13 protein-coding genes are annotated in these 19,122 nt (G+C 68.5%); 8 read left to right on the forward strand and 5 right to left on the reverse strand.

The window, feature by feature from the left end; translation table 11 throughout:
* Positions 1-39 precede the first annotated feature (39 nt).
* Genes treS through treY form a run of 6 tightly spaced genes read left to right on the forward strand, consistent with a single transcriptional unit; the run spans position 40 to position 13,444 of the window.
* The gene (gene treS / locus ACK4K7_RS12060; protein WP_431866308.1) at positions 40-3,255 is read left to right on the forward strand and encodes a maltose alpha-D-glucosyltransferase; all 3,216 of its coding nucleotides are present in this window, start codon (positions 40-42) and stop codon (positions 3,253-3,255) included.
* A complete protein-coding gene (glgB, locus tag ACK4K7_RS12065; RefSeq protein WP_431866309.1) occupies positions 3,252-5,435 on the forward strand; it encodes a 1,4-alpha-glucan branching protein GlgB in 2,184 nt (727 codons plus the stop codon). Before treS ends, glgB begins: the two co-directional genes overlap by 4 nt.
* A complete protein-coding gene (gene glgX / locus ACK4K7_RS12070) occupies positions 5,432-7,528 on the forward strand; it encodes a glycogen debranching protein GlgX (protein WP_431866310.1) in 2,097 nt (698 codons plus the stop codon). The genes glgB and glgX overlap by 4 nt, the downstream gene beginning before the upstream one ends.
* The gene (treZ, locus tag ACK4K7_RS12075; RefSeq protein WP_431866311.1) at positions 7,525-9,345 is read left to right on the forward strand and encodes a malto-oligosyltrehalose trehalohydrolase; all 1,821 of its coding nucleotides are present in this window, start codon (positions 7,525-7,527) and stop codon (positions 9,343-9,345) included. Before glgX ends, treZ begins: the two co-directional genes overlap by 4 nt.
* A complete protein-coding gene (malQ, locus tag ACK4K7_RS12080) occupies positions 9,342-11,102 on the forward strand; it encodes a 4-alpha-glucanotransferase (protein WP_431866312.1) in 1,761 nt (586 codons plus the stop codon). The genes treZ and malQ overlap by 4 nt, the downstream gene beginning before the upstream one ends.
* Positions 11,099-13,444, forward strand: coding sequence for a malto-oligosyltrehalose synthase (gene treY / locus ACK4K7_RS12085; RefSeq protein WP_431866313.1), 2,346 nt, complete (start codon positions 11,099-11,101; stop codon positions 13,442-13,444). Before malQ ends, treY begins: the two co-directional genes overlap by 4 nt.
* Here the strand turns inward: treY and ACK4K7_RS12090 are convergent.
* The 4 genes from ACK4K7_RS12090 to uvrB all read right to left on the reverse strand — a co-directional run bounded on the left by ACK4K7_RS12090 (position 13,441) and on the right by uvrB (position 16,490).
* On the reverse strand, positions 13,441-13,581 hold the full coding sequence (locus ACK4K7_RS12090; protein ID WP_431866314.1) for a hypothetical protein: 141 nt from the start codon (positions 13,579-13,581) through the stop codon (positions 13,441-13,443). The genes treY and ACK4K7_RS12090 overlap by 4 nt on opposite strands.
* A gap of 137 nt (positions 13,582-13,718) precedes the next feature.
* Positions 13,719-13,949 carry a type II toxin-antitoxin system HicB family antitoxin gene (locus ACK4K7_RS12095; RefSeq protein ID WP_431866316.1) on the reverse strand — a complete coding sequence of 77 codons (231 nt, stop codon included), beginning with the start codon at positions 13,947-13,949 and terminating at the stop codon, positions 13,719-13,721.
* Positions 13,949-14,203 carry a type II toxin-antitoxin system HicA family toxin gene (locus ACK4K7_RS12100; protein ID WP_431866317.1) on the reverse strand — a complete coding sequence of 85 codons (255 nt, stop codon included), beginning with the start codon at positions 14,201-14,203 and terminating at the stop codon, positions 13,949-13,951. Before ACK4K7_RS12100 ends, ACK4K7_RS12095 begins: the two co-directional genes overlap by 1 nt.
* 88 nt (positions 14,204-14,291) lie before the next feature.
* Entirely contained in the window at positions 14,292-16,490 is a 2,199-nt protein-coding gene (uvrB, locus tag ACK4K7_RS12105) for an excinuclease ABC subunit UvrB (protein WP_431866319.1), read from the reverse strand.
* A 69-nt stretch (positions 16,491-16,559) separates the two neighbouring features.
* On the opposite strand from uvrB, the gene ACK4K7_RS12110 reads away from it, so the two are divergent.
* Complete coding sequence (locus ACK4K7_RS12110; protein ID WP_431866320.1) at positions 16,560-17,075, forward strand: DUF3617 domain-containing protein; 516 nt, start codon at positions 16,560-16,562, stop codon at positions 17,073-17,075.
* Between the two features lie 2 nt (positions 17,076-17,077).
* The gene (locus ACK4K7_RS12115) at positions 17,078-18,208 is read left to right on the forward strand and encodes an aminotransferase class V-fold PLP-dependent enzyme (protein ID WP_431866322.1); all 1,131 of its coding nucleotides are present in this window, start codon (positions 17,078-17,080) and stop codon (positions 18,206-18,208) included.
* 11 nt (positions 18,209-18,219) lie between these two features.
* On the opposite strand, the gene tpiA is transcribed toward ACK4K7_RS12115, so the two are convergent.
* Positions 18,220-18,975 (reverse strand): triose-phosphate isomerase, encoded by a 756-nt coding sequence (gene tpiA, locus ACK4K7_RS12120; RefSeq protein ID WP_431866324.1) that lies wholly within the window; start codon positions 18,973-18,975, stop codon positions 18,220-18,222.
* Positions 18,976-19,122: the final 147 nt, after the last annotated feature.

Here is a 19,122-nt window from a genome sequence, read left to right on the forward strand (position 1 = left end):
GGCGGTGCAGATCCCCTCTCTTTCCGGGAGGGGCGAATTATGAGCCATGTCATCACCCGGGACCCGCTGTGGTACAGGGACGCGGTCATCTACCAGCTCCACGTCAAGAGCTTCTTCGATTCCAACAATGACGGGATCGGCGACTTCGCCGGCCTGCTGCAGAAGCTCGATTACATCGCCGATCTCGGCGTCACGGCGGTGTGGCTGCTCCCTTTCTATCCGAGCCCGCGGCGGGACGACGGCTACGACATCGCCGAATATCGGGGCGTCAGTCCGGATTACGGCACGCTCGAGGACGCCCGCCGCTTCGTCGAGGAGGCGCACAAGCGCGGCCTCAGAGTGATCACCGAACTGGTGATCAATCACACCTCCGCCGAACATCCCTGGTTCCAGGCCGCGCGCCGGGCGCCGCCGGGCAGCCCGGAGCGGGACTTCTACGTCTGGTCGGACAATGACGAGCTCTACTCCGGCACCCGCATCATCTTCTGCGACACCGAGAAATCGAACTGGACGTGGGACGAGGTGGCGGGCGCCTATTACTGGCACCGCTTCTATTCGCACCAGCCCGACCTCAATTTCGACAATCCCAGGGTGCTGGAGGAAGTGCTGTCGGTGATGCACTTCTGGCTCGATATGGGCATCGACGGCCTTCGCCTCGACGCCATCCCCTACCTCATCGAGCGGGACGGCACGTCCAACGAGAACCTGCCCGAGACCCACGACGTCCTGAAGAAGATCCGCGCCGATCTCGACACCCATTATCCGGACAGGATGCTGCTCGCCGAGGCCAATATGTGGCCGGAGGACACCCAGCAATATTTCGGGGAGACGGGCGACGAATGCCACATGGCGTTCCACTTCCCGCTGATGCCGCGCATGTACATGGCGGTGGCGCAGGAAGACCGCTTCCCGATCACCGACATCATGCGCCAGACGCCGGAGATACCGGAAAACAGCCAGTGGGCGATCTTCCTGCGCAACCATGACGAGTTGACGCTGGAGATGGTGACCGACGCGGAGCGCGACTATCTGTGGAACACCTATGCCTCCGACCGGCGGGCGCGGATCAATCTCGGCATCCGCCGGCGCCTCGCGCCGCTGATGGAGCGGGACCGCCGCCGCGTCGAGCTGATGAACGCGATGCTGCTTACCATGCCCGGCACGCCCGTCCTTTATTATGGCGACGAGATCGGGATGGGCGACAACATCCACCTCGGCGACCGCGACGGGGTGAGAACGCCGATGCAATGGTCGCCGGACCGCAACGGCGGCTTTTCCCGCGCCGACCCGGCCGCCCTGACCCTGCCGCCGATCATGGACCCGCTCTACGGCTATCAGGTGCTGAACGTGGAGGCGCAGGAGCGGGACAATCACTCGCTGCTCAACTGGACCAAGCGCATGCTGGCGGTCCGGCGCCAGCATCCCGCCTTCGGCCGCGGCACGCAGCGCTTCCTGCGCCCGGCCAACCGCAAGATCCTGGCTTATCTGCGCGAACATGAAGGCGACGTCATCCTGTTCGTCGCCAATCTCGCCCGCACCGCGCAGGCGGTGGAGCTTGATCTCGGCGAGTTCGCCGGCCGTACTCCGGTCGAGCTGACCGGTCAGATCGCCTTCCCGCCGATCGGGCAGCTCCCCTATCTGCTGACGCTGCCGCCGTACGGCTTCTACTGGTTCATGCTGAGCGAGGCCGCCAAGGCGCCGGACTGGAGCAGCACCGCGCCGTCCGCCGAGGCCGAGCAGCACACCTTCGTGCTGCGCGAGCGGCTGGAGGACCTGCTGCGGCCCGGCAATCGCGAGGTGCTGGAGCGCGAGGTGCTGCCCGATTACATCCCCCACCGCCGCTGGTTCGGGGCGCGCGACGAGGAGCTGCGTTCGACCCGCGTGGTGAGCGCCGTCGCCGCGCCGGGCGTCGAGGAACTGCTGTTCACCGAGATCGAGGTGACCACCGACCGCGGCACCGGCCTTTTCACACTGCCGCTCGGCATCGCCTGGGAGGGCGAGCATTCGGGGCCGTTCGCGCCCAATCTCGCGCTCGGGCGGGTCAGGCGCGGACGGCATGTCGGGCTGCTGACCGACGGCTTCGCGGTGCCCGCTTTCGCCGAAGCGGTCCTCCACGGCCTGCGCACCAGCGCCGAGATCGAGGCGGACAACGGGACGATCCGCTTCCTCCCAGCCGAGGAACTGGCCAAGACCGCCACGATGGATCCCGAATGGATCGCGGCGGAACAGTCGAACAGCACCCTGATCCTCGGCCGGCGGGCGGTGGTGAAGCTGCTCCGGCGGGTGCAGCCGGGCATCCATCCGGAAGCGGAGATGACCCGCTATCTGCGCGAACATGGCTTCAGCTCGGTGCCGCCGCTCTATGGCGAGGCGGTCCGGTTCGACGCGGAAGGACGGCCGCACACTTTGCTCCTGTCGCAGGGCTTCGTCCACAATCAGGGCGACGGCTGGCAATGGACGCTGGAGATGCTGTCGCGGCTCGCCACCGACACCGGCAAGAGCTCGATCGACTTCCAGAACTACGAGAGCTTCGCCGAGCGTCTCGGCAACCGGCTCGCGGAAATGCATGCGCTGCTCGCCCAGGCGAAGGGCGATCCGGACTTCGAGCCGGTGGCGATGAGCGAGGAGGAAGCGCAGCGGCTCGGCCAGCGGATCGGCGGCGAAGTCGCGGGCGCGCTCGACTATCTCGAGACGTTGCAATGGGAGAATGCGGCGGACGGGGAGCGCGCCGCCTATCTGCTGTCGAAGCGCGACCGGCTGCTGCCGGCGATCGAGGCGCTGGCCGCGCAGACGGCGGGCAAGCTGCGCACCCGCATCCATGGCGACCTCCATCTCGGCCAGGTGCTGGTGGCGGGCAGCGACGTCGTCATCATCGATTTCGAGGGCGAGCCTTCGAAGCCGCTCGAGGAGCGCCGCGCCAAGGACCTGCCGCTGCGCGACGTGGCCGGCGTGATCCGCTCGTTCGATTATGCCTCGGCCGTGGCGGAACAGCGCATGCCGGCGGTCGCCGACACCACCCATGCCCATGCGGAGCAGGTGTTCGAGCGCTTCTGCGAGTGCGCGGTGAGCGCCTTCCTGAAGGGCTATTCGGACGTGACCGGCCGCGCGCTCGGTCCGCTGCTCGACCTCTTCCTCGTAGAGAAGGCGGCTTACGAGCTTCGCTACGAAGCCGCCAACCGGCCGGATTGGCTGAGCGTCCCGCTCGCCGGCCTCGCGCGGATCGCCGCCCGACTGGCCGGAGAGGAAACGGAATGACGCTCGACCACGGCCTCGAACATGCCGCGGCGGCCGCCATGTCCGGCCGCCTGCACGATCCCTTCGCCGTGCTCGGCCCGCACGGCGGCACCGTGCGCAGCTTCCAGCCGGGCGCCGACCGGATCGAACTCGCCGCGCGCGAGGACGGGCGGCCGCTCGGGCGACTGGACCATCTCGACGGCGGGCTGTTCACCGGCCGGCTTGAGGAGGAGGTGCCTTATCTGCTCCGGATCGGTTGGCCGGACGGCACGGTGCAGGAAACGGAGGACCCGTACGCCTTCCCGCCGATCCTCGGCGACTTCGACATCCACCTTCTGCGGGAGGGCCGCCACTTCCGGATTGCGGACGTGCTCGGCGCGCAGCCGCGCGCGGTGGACGGCGTGGAGGGCGTCGCCTTCGCCGTCTGGGCGCCCAATGCCCGGCGCGTATCGGTGGTCGGCGATTTCAACAATTGGGACGGCCGCCGACACCCGATGCGCCTCCGCCACGACGCGGGCGTGTGGGAGCTGTTCGTGCCGCGCCTCCGGCCCGGAGAGCGCTACAAATTCGAGATCGCGGGCGCCGACAACCGCGTCGTCCAGAAGGCCGATCCGGTCGCCCGCGCCACCGAGGTGCCGCCCGGCACCGCCTCGATCGTCGCGCCCCGCCCGGACTTCGCATGGAGCGACCGGGACTGGATGGAAGAGCGCGCCCGCCGCCACGCGCCGGATGCGCCGATGTCCATCTACGAAGTCCATGCCGGCTCCTGGCTGCGTCCGCACGGGCCGGACTCCACGCTCGACTGGCAGGGCCTTGCGGAGCGGCTCGTCCCCTATGTGGCGCAGATGGGCTTCACCCATGTCGAGCTGCTGCCGATCATGGAGCATCCGTTCGGCGGCTCCTGGGGCTATCAGCCGCTCTCGCAATTCGCGCCTTCCGCCCGCTTCGGCCGGCCGGAGGACTTCGCCCGCTTCGTCGACGCCTGCCACCGCGAGGGGATCGGGGTGATCCTCGACTGGGTGCCCGCCCACTTTCCGACCGACGAGCACGGCCTCGCCTGCTTCGACGGCACCCATCTCTACGAACATGCCGACCCGCGCGAGGGCTTCCACCAGGACTGGAACACCCTCATCTACAATCTCGGCCGGCGCGAAGTGTCGGGCTTTCTGCTCGCGTCCGCGGTGTGGTGGCTGGAAACCTTTCACATCGACGGTCTCAGGGTCGATGCCGTCGCCTCGATGCTCTACCGCGACTACAGCCGCAAATCGGGCGAATGGGTGCCGAACGTCCATGGCGGGCGCGAAAATCTGGAAAGCGTCGCCTTCCTGAAGGAGCTGAACCGGATCGTCCGCGAGCGCTGCCCCGGGGCGGTGACGATCGCGGAGGAGTCGACGGCCTGGCCGGGCGTCTCCGCCCCGCTCGACCAGGGTGGGCTCGGCTTCGACTACAAATGGAACATGGGCTGGATGCACGACACGCTGCAATATGCGTCGCGCGATCCGATGTACCGCAGCTGGCACCATGGCGAGATGACCTTCTCGATGGTCTATGCCTGGTCGGAGAAGTTCGTCCTCCCGATCAGCCATGACGAGGTGGTGCACGGCAAGGGATCGCTGCTCGGCAAGATGCCGGGCGACCGCTGGCGCCAGCTCGCCACCCTTCGCGCCTATCTCGCCTTCATGTGGGCGCATCCGGGCAAGAAGCTGCTCTTCATGGGCTGCGAACTCGGCCAGGAAAGCGAGTGGGACCATGACGGCGAGATCGCCTGGCACCTGCTTGAACGGCCGGATCATGCCGCGGTCCAGCGCCTCGTCGCCGATCTCAACCGCCTCTACGCAGGCGAGCCCGCGCTCCACCGCTTCGACAGCGATCCGAGGGGCTTCGAATGGATCGACGGCGGGGATTCGGCGAACAGCATTTTTTCCTTTGTTCGCAAAGGGAACGAAGGTGACCCGCCGATTGTATTCGTGCTCAACATGACCCCCCAGCCCCATCCCGACTTCCGGATCGGCCTGCCCCATCCGGGCCGGTGGACCGAACTCCTCAACACCGACGCCGCCGTCTATGGCGGGTCGAACCGCGGCAATGCCGGGGCGGTCGAGGCGGAGGCGCGGCCCCATCACGGCCGGCCCTGCTCGGCGCCCCTGGTCGTCCCGCCGCTCGGCGCGGTGGTGCTGCGCTACGACGGAGCCCGCGATTGATCCCCCGCCCCAGCCGGCTCGAGCCCGGCTCCCCCTATCCGCTCGGCGCCACGTTCGACGGGCTCGGCACCAACTTCGCCATCTTCTCCGCCCATGCCGAGAAGATCGAACTGTGCATCTTCGACCCGCAGGGGCGGCGCGAGATCGCGCGCTACGAGCTGCCCGAATGGACCGACGAAGTCTGGCACGGCTATCTGCCGGACGCGCTGCCGGGCCTCGTCTACGGCTATCGCGCCTACGGTCCCTACCGGCCGGAGGAGGGGCATCGCTTCAATCCCAACAAGCTGCTGCTCGATCCTTACGCCAAGAAGCTGGTCGGCAATCTGCGCTGGACCGACGCCCTGTTCGGCTACCGCGTCCGCAGCCCGCGCGCGGACCTGAGCTTCGACCGGCGCGACAGCGCCCCCGCCATGCCCAAGGCGGTGGTCACCCACGATGCGTTCGACTGGTCGGCGGACGTGCGGCCGAACACGCCCTGGTCGGAAACGGTGATCTACGAGACCCACGTCCGCGGCCTCACCCGCCTGTTCGAGGAGGTGGCGCCCGCCGACCGCGGCACCTTCGCCGGCCTCGCCAGCGGACCCGTCATCGAACATCTGAAGCGGCTCGGCGTCACCGCGGTCGAGCTGCTGCCGATCCATTCCTACGTGCAGGACCGTTTCCTCCAGGAAAAGAGCCTGTCCAATTACTGGGGCTACAACACCCTCTCGTTCTTCGCGCCGGAGCAGCGTTATTTCGCCGGCGACAGCCATGACGAGCTGCGCCTCGCCGTGCGCCGCCTCCACGCGGCGGGCATCGAGGTGATCCTGGACGTCGTCTACAACCACACCGCCGAAGGATCGGAACAGGGTCCCACTTTGTCCTGGCGCGGCCTCGACAACGCCACTTACTACCGGCTGCAGCGCGACAACCCGCGCTACACGGTGAACGACACCGGCACCGGCAACACGGTGAACGCGTCCAAGGCGCGCGTCATCCAGATGATCGCCGACAGCCTGCGTTACTGGGTGACCTCGTTCGGCATCGACGGCTTCCGCTTCGATCTCGGCACCATCCTCGGCCGCACCGACGAGGGGTTCAAGCCGGGCGCCGCCTTCTTCGACGTGCTGCGCCAGGATCCGGTGCTGCAGAAGGTGAAGCTCATCTCCGAACCGTGGGACGTGGGGCCGGGCGGGTATCAGCTCGGCAATCATCCGCCCGGCTTCGCCGAATGGAACGACCGCTATCGCGACGCGGTGCGCCGCTACTGGCGCGGCGACAGCGCGATGCGCGGCGAGCTCGCGGCGCGGCTGGCGGGATCGGGCGACCTGTTCGACCGCCGCGCCCGGCGCCCCTGGGCCAGCGTCAACTTCCTGACCTCGCACGACGGCTTCACCCTCGCCGACCTCACCGCCTACGAGCAGCGGCACAACGAGGCGAACCTGGAGAACAACCAGGACGGCCATGGCGAGAACCTGTCCCGCAACTGGGGCGCCGAAGGACCGACCCACGATCCCGCGATCGAGGAGATGCGCCGCCGCGTCCGCCGGTCGATGCTGATCACCCTGCTCGGCTCGCTCGGCACGCCGATGCTGCTCGGCGGCGACGAGTTCGGCCGCACGCAAAAAGGCAACAACAACGCTTATTGCCAGGACAACGACATCAGCTGGTTCGACTGGAACCAGGCGCGGTCGCCCGAGGGCGAGGCGATGATCGATTTCACCCGCCGGCTGATCGACATTCGCAAGCGCTATCCCCTGCTGCGCAGCCGTTCCTACCTGTATGGCGAGGAGCTGGCGCCCGACATCCCGGACATCGACTGGTGGGACGAGCGCGGCATGCGGCTCGACCAGTCCGACTGGGACAATATGGAGGGCCGGGCGCTGATCATGCGGCTGGTCGAAAAGCGCGAGGACGGACGGCTCGACGTCGTCTGCGTGCTGCTCAACAGCTCGCCCGAACCGCTGGTCTACAACCTCCCGCCGCCGGCGGCGGCACGGCGCCTGCTGATCGACAGCGCCCATCCCCATGTGAAGGAGCATGAGATCGGCGATCGCTATTATCTGTTCAACCAGGCGGCGGCGATCATCGCCTGGACCGGCGACGCGCCGTGAGATGGGGACCGGAGCCGCTCGGCGGCGGTCGCTGGCGCTTCAACCTGTGGGCGCCGGGCGTGGAGCGGGTCAACTTGGAAATAGCCGCTCCCTCTGAAAGAGAGGGGCTTGAGGTAGCCATGTCCCAGAGCGGCGACGGCTGGTTCTCCGCCGAAGCCGAAGCGCGTTCCGGCACCCGCTACCGTTTCCGCGTCTCGCCCGACCTCGCCGTCCCCGACCCCGCGTCCCGCGCGCAGGCGGAGGACGTCCACGGCTGGAGCCTCCTCGTCGATCCGGACAGCTACCGCTGGCAAGCCGCCGACTGGGCCGGGCGGCCCTGGGAAGAGACGGTCATCTACGAACTGCATGCCGGCCTGCTCGGCGGCTTTCGCGGCGTCGCGGACCGGCTGCCCGACATCGCGGCGCTCGGCGTCACGGCGGTGGAGCTGATGCCGGTGGCGGCGTTTTCCGGCACCCGCAACTGGGGCTATGACGGGGTGCTGCCTTATGCGCCCGCCGCCGCCTATGGCAGCCCGGACGATCTGAAGGCGCTGGTGGACAAAGCGCACGCGCTTGGCCTCTCCATCTATCTCGACGTGGTCTACAACCATTTCGGACCGGACGGGAATTATCTCCACGCTTACGCCAATGACTTCTTCCATCCCGAGATCCGCACGCCCTGGGGAGACGCGATCGCGTTCGACCGGGAGCCGGTGCGCCGCTTCTTCATCGACAATGCCTTGATGTGGCTCACCGAATATCGCTTCGACGGCCTGCGCTTCGATGCGGTGCACGCGATTGGCGATGTGGGCTTCCTCGACGCCATGGCCGCAGAGCTCCGCGCGGCGACGGTCGGCCGGCATGTCCATCTGATGCTGGAGAATGAGGCGAACGATGCGGAGCGGCTGGAGCGCGGCTTTGACGCGCAGTGGAACGACGATTTCCACAACACGATCCACGTGATGCTGACCGGCGAGAGCGAAGCCTATTATGGCGGCTTCGCCGAGCGGCCGGCGGAGAAGCTGGCGCGCTGCCTGGCCGAAGGATTCGTCTACCAGGGCGAGACCCCGCCGGGCGGCGACCATCCGCGCGGCGCGCCGAGCGGCCATCTGCGCAGCACCGCCTTCATCCCCTTCCTCCAGAATCACGACCAGATCGGCAATCGCGCGATGGGCGAGCGGCTGACCCGGCTGACGTCGCGCGAGCGGCTGCGCGCCGCCACGGCCCTGCTGCTGCTGATGCCGCAGGTGCCGCTCCTGTTCATGGGCGACGAGACGGGATCGGAGAGCCCCTTCCTGTTTTTCACCGATTTCCACGACGAACTCGCCGACGCGGTGCGCGAGGGGCGGCGCCGAGAGTTCGCGAAGTTCGCCGCCTTCGCCGACCCGGAGGCGCGGGCGCGCATCCCCGATCCCAATGCCGAAGCCACCTTCGCCGGCTCGCGCCCGGAACCGGGACCGGCAGCGGCCGAATGGCGGGCCTTCTACGCCGATCTGCTCGATCTTCGCCGGCGCGAGATCGTGCCGCGACTGAAGGGCGCGCGCGGAGACGGCGCGCGTGCGCTGTCCGAAACGGCGGTGCTGGCCCATTGGCGGCTCGGCGACGGCAGCCGGCTTACCATCTTCGCCGATCTCGGCGAAACGCCGACGGACCCATCCTCCCTGTCCGCGAAGCGGATGGGGAGGGGGACCGCACGAAGTGCGGTGGAGGGGCAGCCGGCGCCTTCGCCCCTCCACCATGCTTCGCATGGTCCCCCTCCCCACGGCTTCGCCGCAGGGAGGATGGGTGCCCCCCTCCTCACCATTCCCGGCTTCGCCGCCTGGCTGGAGCGGGCATGAGCGCGCTCCACGATCTCGCCCGCGCGGCGGGGCTCTCCCGCGACTGGAAGGACGCGTCGGGGAAGGAGCAGCGCGTGTCCGACGACACGTTGGTGGCCGTGCTCGAGGCGCTGGGCCTTCCCGCGGACAGCGAGGCACGCATTCGCGACAGCCTCGCCCGGCTGCGCGAGGAAGCCGAGCCGGAAGAGCCGGCGGCGGAGCCCGCGCGCGGTTTTGCGCCGCCGGGCCGGCTGTGGGGGCCGGCCGTGCAGATCACGTCGCTCCGCGACCGCCGCGGGGCGGCCTTTGGGGATTTCGGCGCGCTCGCCTCCTTCGCCGCCGCCGCCGCCCGCAGCGGCGCCGATCTGCTGGCGATGAGCCCGGTCCACGCGCTGTTCCCCGGCGATCCGAACAGTTTCAGCCCTTATGGCCCGTCCACGCGCTTGTTCCTGAACGTCCTGCTGGGCGATCCTTCGCTGCTCGGCGACGAGGGCGGCGGGTGCGATGACGATGGCGACCTCATCGACTGGCAGCGCGCCATTCCGGAGCGCATGAAGCGGCTGCGCGGGCTCTACGACGCCCGCTCCGAGGCGACGGAGGCGAAGGTCGCCGCCTTTGCCGCGGCCGAAGGCGAGCCGCTGCGCCGCCACGCCATCTTCGATGCGCTGTTCGCCCGCTTCGGAACGGGCTGGCAGGACTGGCCCGCGGAGTATCGCGACTGCTCCGGCGCGGCGGTCGCCCGCTTCGCCGCCGAACAGGCCGAGGAAGTCGGCTTCTACATCTTCCTGCAATGGCTGGCCGATGCGAGCCTTGCCCGCGCCCAGCGGGCGGCGCGGGACGGCGGGATGAAGCTCGGCCTCATCGCCGACATGGCGGTTGGCATGAGCCCCGGCGGAAGCCAGGCGTGGAGCCGCCCCGAAGGGCTGCTGCAGGGCCTGTCGGTCGGCGCCCCGCCCGACCCGCTCGGCCCGGACGGGCAGGACTGGGGCATCACCACCTTTTCGCCGCGCGGGCTGAAAGCGACCGGCTATCGCGACTTCACCGACACGATCCGCGCCGCGCTGCGCCATGCCGGCGGCATCCGAATCGACCATGCGATGAGCCTGAGACGCCTCTGGGTCATCCCGCGCGGCGCGCCGGCGACCGAGGGCGTCTACCTCGCTTATCCGCAGGGGCGACTGATGGACATCCTCGCCGAGGAGAGCCGGCGCGCCGAGACGGTGGTGGTGGGCGAGGATCTCGGCACCGTCCCCCTCGGCTTCCGCGAGGAGATGGAGGCGCGAAACTTCCTCGGCATGCGGGTGCTGTGGTTCGAACGCACAGGGCGTGGGGGCTTCCGGAAGCCGGAGAGCTACAGCAAGAGCGCGGCCGCGATGACGTCCACCCACGATTTGCCGACCGTCGCCGGCTGGTGGTCGGGGCGCGACATCGACTGGGGCTGGAAGATCGGCCGCACCAGCGCGCATGACAGCGAAGCGGCGGAGCGCGCGGCCCGTGAACAGGACAAGGCGCGGCTGAAACGCGCCTTCCGCGGGGCCGGCATCGACCCGGGGGATCCGGTCGGCGCCGCCTGCGCCTTCGTCGCGCAATCGGCGTCGGACCTCGCCATCATCCCGGCCGAGGATCTGATCGGCGAGCCGGAGCAGCCCAACCTTCCAGGCACGATCGACGAGCATCCCAACTGGCGCCGCCGCCTTCCCGGATTGGCCGAGGACATGCTGTCGGCGCCCGACGTGGCGGCGCGGATCGTCCGCATCAACGAGGGCCGCGGCGCATGACGGTGCTTTCCACCTACCGCCTGCAATTCCATCGCGATTTCACCTTCGCCGATGCGGAGCGGATCGTCCCCTATCTCGCCGCGCTCGGCATCAGCCATGTCTATGCCGCGCCGATCACCGTCGCGCAGCCCGGCTCCACGCACGGCTATGACGTGGTCGATCCGACCCGCGTCAATCCGGAACTCGGCGGCGAGGACGGGCTGAGGCGCTTCGTCGCGGCGCTGAGGCGGCACGGGCTTGGCCTCGTCGTCGACATCGTGCCGAACCATATGGGCGTTGCCGGTCATGCCAACGCCTGGTGGCAGGATGTGCTCGCGAACGGGCCGGACAGCGCCTACGCGCGCTTCTTCGACATCGACTGGCGCGAGAAGCTCCTCCTCCCCTTCCTCGGCGAACCCCTGCCCGACGCGCTGGCGAATGGCGCGCTGGAGCTGAAGCGGGACGAAGGCGGCCTTGCCGTCTGGGCCTATGACACGCACCGCTTCGCCGTCCGCCCGGACGATCCCGGCGGGCCGCTGGAAGACGTGCTGGCGCGGCAGCACTGGCGGCTGGCCTGGTGGCGCAGCGGCAACGACCGGCTGAACTGGCGCCGCTTCTTCACCATCACCGAGCTCGCCGGCTTGCGCGCCGAGGATCCGGACGTGTTCGAAGCCACTCACGCGCTCTACTTCCGCCTGCACGCGGAAGGGCTGATCGACGGACTGCGGATCGACCATGTCGATGGCCTCACCGACCCGATCGGCTATTGCCGCCGGCTGCGGGAGCGGTTGCCGGACGCCTATATCGTGATCGAGAAGATCCTGGCGCCCGACGAGCCGCTCGACGATGCCTGGCGGGTCGACGGCACCAGCGGCTACGACTTCATGGCCGAGGTCGCGGCGCTGCTCCACGAGCCGGCGGGCGCCGAGCCGCTCGGGCGGCACTTGGCGGCGATCAGCGGCCGGCCGGCCGACTTTCCCGAGGAGGAGTTCGAAGCCCGGCGCGACATGCTGTCCTGGGAGTTCGAAGGCCAGCTTCTTTCCTGCGTCGTCGCCTTCGCCGAACTGGCCGTCGAGGAGGAGCTGACCGCCGGCATGCTCCGCCGCGCGATCGAGCGGCTGCTGTGGGTCTTCCCCGTCTACCGCACCTATGGACCCGACGCTCCCGCCGGCGACGAGGCGATCCGCGAGGTCGCGCGCGCCCGCGCCCTGCCCCTGGCCGCGCCGGGGGAGCGGGGCGTGATCGAACGGATGCTGGAGTGGCTGGCCGGCCGCGGGCCGGGCGATCCCGCCCTGCGCGCCGAAGCGGTTCGCCGCTTCCAGCAACTCTCCGCGCCGATCGCCGCCAAGGCTGTCGAGGACACCGCTTTCTACCGCTATGGCCACCTGCTCTCGCGCAACGATGTCGGCTTCGACCCCGGCCGGTTCGCGATGGCGGCGGACGAATTCCATCGCCGGATGGAGCGACGCGCCGCCGACTGGCCGCGGGCGATGCTCGCCACGGCAACGCACGACCACAAAAGAGGCGAGGACGTTCGCGCCCGCCTGGCCGTTCTGAGCGAGATTTCCGAGGAATGGATCGCCGCCACCCGCCGCTGGGATGCGCTCATGCCCGCCGCCGAAGCGGGAGTGGAGCCGGGCGATGCCTATATGCTGTGGCAGACCCTCGTCGGAGCCTGGCCGGCGCCGCTCGACGGCTTCGAAGAACGCGTCGCCGCCTGGCAGGAGAAGGCGCTTCGGGAGGCCAAGCTCCGTTCCTCATGGGCGGAGCCGGACGGTGGTTATGAAGGCGCCGCCCGCGCCTATCTGTCGCGCATCCTCTCGAACGAACCGCTGGTGAGCGATCTCTCCGGCTTCGTCGCCCGCCTGCGTCCGGCCGGCGAGGCGAACGGCCTCGTCCAGGCGTTCCTTCGCTGCACCGCGCCCGGAGTGCCCGATCTGTATCAGGGGTGCGAGTTCGAGGATCTCAGCCTGGTCGATCCCGACAATCGGCGGCCCGTCGACTATGAGGCGCGGCAGCGGGCGCTAGGAGGCGAGGAGCGAAGCTTCGACGCGCGCAAGCAGCGACTGATCGCCGATCTGCTGCAACTTCGACGGGCGCAACCGAACCTGTTCGTGGAAGGCGGCTGGGAGCAGGTGCCCGCCGATGGGCCGCGGGCCGGGCATGTGCTGGCATTCGTCCGCCGCCGCGATGGCATGAGCTTCGAGGGCGCGGCCGCGATCCGCTGCGCCCGCGCGATCATCGCCTGCGGAGGCTCCGTCCCGGCTGCCGAATGGTGGGGCGAGACCCGCATCCTCTTCCCCTCGGGCGCGCGCCGCGCAGCGGAAGTCTTCGCGAACGCGCCGGTCTGCTGGAGAAGCTAGCGGCGCCAGGGCGGCCGCACGCGCGAGGCCGTCTCCCACGCCCAGGGACTGCGCACCGCCGCCGCCGGCCGGGGCTCGGGCTTCGACTGGTCGAGATCGGGAGTGGTTTGCGGCGCCTGGGTGCGGATATCGGTCATGGTCTTCGTGCCTCCGACGATCGGATGTCGTCCGACTCCCTCACACTGGCATTAACATCCATCAGGAATGATCCGGATGCGGGCACGAACGGACACAATCCGTCGCCGAAACGTGAGCGGAACAGAAGCTGAGGAAGTCAGGCCGCTTGGCGTGCCGCATAGATGGCGGGACGATAGCGAGGCTCCGGGATCGGCAAGCCTGCCGCCCGGGCGGTTTCGAGCCAGAGCTCGACCGCGACCTGCGCCTCCCCTGCCGCTTCGGCCGGTGTCTCGCCATGGGCCGAGCAGCCCTTCAGATCGGGCACGTCCCCGATCCAGCAATCGTCCTCGTCCGACCAGAACAGGTTGATGTGATAATGGGCAGTCATCAGCCTTCAAGCTCTAAACCATGTTCCTCCATCATAGCGAGAAACTTGCGTACTTGGTAGCGCCGTGCCTCGCTGCCGTGCGGCTGAACCGTCAGCACTTCCGCCACGGCAGGGTGACGATAGGCTCTGTGGCTGCCTTTCTGCCGTTCGAACTGAAAGCCGGCGGCGAGGAGCAGCGCCTCGAAATCGCGGAAGGCTACCGTCCTGGAGGGGTTCTCCAGCAGCTGCAGGTACAGTTTGGCGGGCCTCGTCATCGCTGCTCCTTTCGAAGAGCAGCCTATTCTTCGCATATTTGAATCGCACGCAATTGGGCCTCGTTGCAACGGCGGGGTTACAACAGGGTCAACGCCGCGGCCTCTTGTTCATCCGCATCTGCTGCTGCTTGCCGAACCGCGTCTTCCTTGTCCCCGGCTTGCCCTCGTTGGAGCGGCCGAGGAGGGGGGCCTTCTTCTCGTGCTCGGGGAGGCCGAGTTCGTCGGCCTCGAGGCGGCGGATCTCGTCGCGCAGGCGGCCGGCTTCCTCGAATTCGAGGTCGGCGGCGGCCTTGCGCATGCGCTGCTCCAGCTCCTCGATGTACGCGCGCAGATTGTGGCCGACGAGGTGCGGCGCCTCCTCGTCACCGGTGTCGACAAGCACGCCGTCGCGCTGCGACACGTCGGCGAGGATATCGGAGATGTTGCGCTTGATCGTGGTCGGCGTGATGCCGTGCGCCTCGTTGTAGGCGACCTGCTTCTCCCGGCGCCGGGCGGTCTCGTTGAGCGCGCGCTCCATCGAGCCGGTCACCCGGTCGGCGTAGAGGATCACCTTGCCCTCGACGTTGCGGGCGGCGCGGCCGATCGTCTGGATGAGCGAGGTTTCGGAGCGCAGGAACCCTTCCTTGTCGGCATCGAGGATGGCGACCAGACCGCATTCCGGAATGTCGAGCCCCTCGCGCAGCAGGTTGATGCCGACCAGCACGTCGTAGACGCCGAGCCTCAGGTCGCGGATCAGCTCGATTCGCTCCAGCGTCTCGACGTCCGAATGCATGTAGCGGACCCTGAGCCCCGCCTCGTGGAGGAATTCGGTGAGGTCCTCGGCCATGCGTTTGGTGAGGGTGGTTACGAGCGTGCGATAGCCCTTCTTCGCCGTCGCCCGCGCTTCGGCGATCAGATCGTCGACCTGGTCCTCGACCGGCTTGATCTCGACCGGCGGGTCGATGAGGCCGGTGGGGCGAATGACCTGCTCGACGAACACGCCGCCGGTCTGCTCCATCTCCCAGGGGCCGGGAGTCGCCGACACCGCCACCGTCTGCGGGCGCATCGCGTCCCATTCGTTGAAGCGCAGCGGCCGGTTGTCGATGCAGCTCGGCAGGCGGAAGCCATATTCGGCGAGCGTGATCTTGCGGCGATGGTCGCCGCGCGCCATCGCGCCGATCTGCGGCACCGTCTGGTGGCTCTCGTCGACGAACAGCAGAGCGTTGTCCGGCAGATATTCGAACAAGGTGGGCGGCGGTTCGCCGGGGAGCCGGCCGGTGAGGAAGCGGCTGTAATTCTCGATGCCGGCGCAGGAGCCGGTGGCGGCGATCATCTCCAGATCGAAATTGGTGCGCTGCTCCAGCCGCTGCGCCTCGAGCAGCTTGCCTTCCGCCTGGAGCTCCTTCAGCCGCTCGGCGAGTTCGTGGCGGATCGCCTCCATCGCCTGCTTCAGCGTGGGGCCGGGCGTCACATAGTGCGAATTGGCATAGACCTTCACATAATCGAGGCTCGCCACCTTCTTGCCCGTCAAGGGATCGAATTCGACGATCTCCTCGATCTCGTCGCCGAAGAAGGCGATACGCCAGGCGGTGTCCTCATAATGCGAGGGGAAGATTTCCAGATTGTCGCCCCGCACCCGGAAATTGCCGCGCGCGAAGGCGGCGTCGTTGCGCTTGTACTGAAGCGCAACCAGCTTCCGCACGATCTCCCGTTGGTCGACCGTCTCGCCCTTCTTCAGGCTGAAGACCATCGCCGAATAGGTTTCGACCGATCCGATGCCGTAGAGGCAGGAGACGGAGGCGACGATGATCACGTCGTCCCGTTCCAGAAGCGCCCGCGTCGCCGAGTGACGCATGCGGTCGATCGCCTCGTTTACCGAGCTTTCCTTCTCGATATAGGTGTCGGAGCGGGGGACGTAGGCCTCCGGCTGGTAATAGTCGTAGTAGCTGACGAAATATTCGACCGCATTGTCCGGGAAGAAGCTCTTGAACTCGCCGTAGAGCTGCGCCGCGAGGATCTTGTTCGGCGCCAGGACGAGGGCCGGCCGCTGCAGTTGCTCGATCACCTTGGCCATGGTGAAGGTCTTGCCCGATCCGGTGACGCCGAGCAGCACCTGCGTCTTCTCGCCCTGCAGCGCTTCGCCGGTCAGCTCGGCGATGGCGCGCGGCTGGTCGCCCGACGGATGGTAGTCGGACACCAGCTTGAAGCGCTTGCCGCCCTCCGCCTTTTCGGGGCGCTGCGGACGATGGGGGATGAAGTTCTCGCCGGTCTCGGGTTCCTGGAGGCCGGTACGGATCGCGATCGCCATGGCTTTCATATGGTCATTGCAGCCGCGACGCGCTAGCTTCCCCCGGATAATAAGGAGAGGGGCTTAACCATGCGCATCCATGCACTTGCCTTGCTGCCGCTTCTGGCCGTGTCGGCCTGTTCCGAAAATCCGCAGACCTCCAAGGCCGAAGCGGCGACTCGCGCCGCGTCGATTGACGGCGGCATGTGGGAAACGATCGCGGAAGTGAAGGACCTGAAGTCCACCGATTCGGGCACGCCGAAGATCGACACGCCGGCCGGAACGCGGCTCACCTCCAGCCTGTGCGTCGGCGAGGGCGATGCCGCGCGGCCGTCGCCCGCTTTGTTCGTCGGCGCCGATTACGATTGCACCTACAGCAATTTCTACATGCGGTCCGGCCGCATCAACGCGCAGATGATGTGCACCCGCAAGGGGCTGCAGGGCGATATCGGGGTGACCGTCGACGGCACCTTCACCGCCGACGCGTTCGAAGGAACGATCGACACCGTGTCCTATCTCACCACCGACGGCGACGTGCAGATCAAGTCGCAGATGACCGGCCGCCGGACCGGCGACTGCGCGCCCGAAGCGGAGGCGCAGTCCTAGGCTTGCCGACGATCCCGTGTCAGCGCGCGCTGTTCGACATCGAACGGGAGCGCGCCTATCTCGACTGCGCCAAGATGTCGCCGCTGCTCCGCTCCGCGCTGGAGGCGGGGCAGCGGGGGCTCGCCCGCAAGGCCCATCCTTGGGACATCGAGGCGCCCGACTTCTTCGACGAGGCGGAGCGGGTGCGCGGCCTGTTCGCCCGCCTGATCGGCGCCGGCGCGGGCGACGTCGCCATCATCCCCTCGGTCAGCTACGGCCTCGCCGTCGTGATGGCGAACGTCTCGCCCGCGCCTGGCCAGACCATCGTCACCATCGCGGAGGATTTTCCATCGACCGTGTTCGCCACCCGCGCGCTCGCCGAACGCAGCGGGGCACGGCTGGTGACGGTGGACCGGCCCGGCGCCGACGGGGGCTGGACCGAGGCGATCCTGGCCGCGATCGGCGAGGAAACGGCGCTCGTCTGCTGTCCGCACGTCCATTGGGTATGCGGCGGCCTGATCGACCTCGCCGCCGTGGGCCGCCGCTGCCGCGCCGTCGGAGCGGAGCTTGTGCTGGACACCACCCAGTCCTGCGGCGCGCTGCCGCTGGACCTGACTTCGGTCGATCCGGACTGGATGGTGGCCGCGTCCTACAAATGGCTGCTCGGCCCCTATTCGCTCGGCTTCCTCTATGCCGCGCCGCGCCGGCAATGCGGCGTCCCGGTCGAGCAGGGCTGGATCACGCGGCGCGGCGCCGAGGACTTCCGCCGTCTGATCGACTATCCCTCCGAGCTGCAGCCCGACGCCCGCCGCTACGACATGGGCGAGCGTTCCAACTTCGCTTTGCTCCCCGTCGCCGGCGCCGCCATCGCCCAGCTGCTCGACTGGGGAGTCGCCGACATCTCCGCGACGCTCGGCGCCTATAACGAGACCCTGGCGGCGCGGCTGCGCGGGATCGGCCTCGACGTGCCGGAAGGACGCGCGCCCCATTATGTGTCCGCGCGCTTCCCCGGCGGCCTTCCCGACGACATCGGCGAGCGACTCGCCTTCGCCAAGGTCCATGTCAGCCTGCGCGGCGACCGCATGCGCATCACGCCCCACCTCTACAATGACGAGGCGGACGCGGACAAACTGGTGCGCGAGCTTTCTCGCTGACGGCAACCGGCTCAGGCGCCGGCGGCGGCCTGGATGATGGGGACGAACTGGGCGGCGGTGAGGCTGGCGCCGCCGACCAGCGCGCCGTCGACATCGTCGACCGCGAACAGCTCGGCCGCATTCTCGGCCTTGACCGAGCCGCCGTAGAGGATGCGGATCCGCCCGCCGGCATCGCCGAACCGGGCGGTCAGCGCTGCGCGGATCGCATGGTGCATGTCGGCGACGTCGTAGGGAGTGGCGGTGCGGCCGGTGCCGATCGCCCAGATCGGCTCATAGGCGACGACCAGCTCGCCGCCGCTCCAATGATCGGGCAGCGAGCCGGCGAGCTGAGCCGCGACCACTTCGACATGGCGTCCGGCCTCGCGCTCCGCCTCGCTCTCGCCGACGCAGACGATCGTCGTCAGGCCCCCGGCGAGCGCGGCCTCAGCCTTGGCGCGGACTTCCGCATCGGTCTCGTGCTGGTCGGCGCGGCGCTCGGAATGGCCGACGATGACCAGCTTCGCGCCCGCTTCCTTCAGCATCGCCACCGACACGCAGCCGGTATGGGCGCCGCTGCCCCGCGCATGGCAGTCCTGCGCGCCGACCGGCACGCCGCCGGCTCGGGTCACCGCCGCAGAAATGAGCGTGAAGGGCGGGCACACCGCCACGTCGACGCTCGCCGCCGCTCGGGCTGCTTCCGCGATCGCCGCCAGTTCCTTCAGCTGCGCGAGGCTGCCGTTCATCTTCCAATTGCCGGCGACGAGCTTGCGGCGGTCGTGCACGTTCATTCCTTTCGCATATCATCCAGTCGGATGCCGCGCCTACCAAGGCGCGGGCGGCCCGCCAAGCCGGTTGCGCTTGCGGGGGGCGGCGGCCTTTTCTATGAGTGCGCGCCACAGGACCGCCCCGGGGGGCGCCCACCCTTCCCTTCGACA

Origin of the sequence: Allosphingosinicella sp. (assembly GCF_046295735.1) — a bacterium.
Classification (GTDB): Bacteria; Pseudomonadota; Alphaproteobacteria; order Sphingomonadales; family Sphingomonadaceae; genus Allosphingosinicella.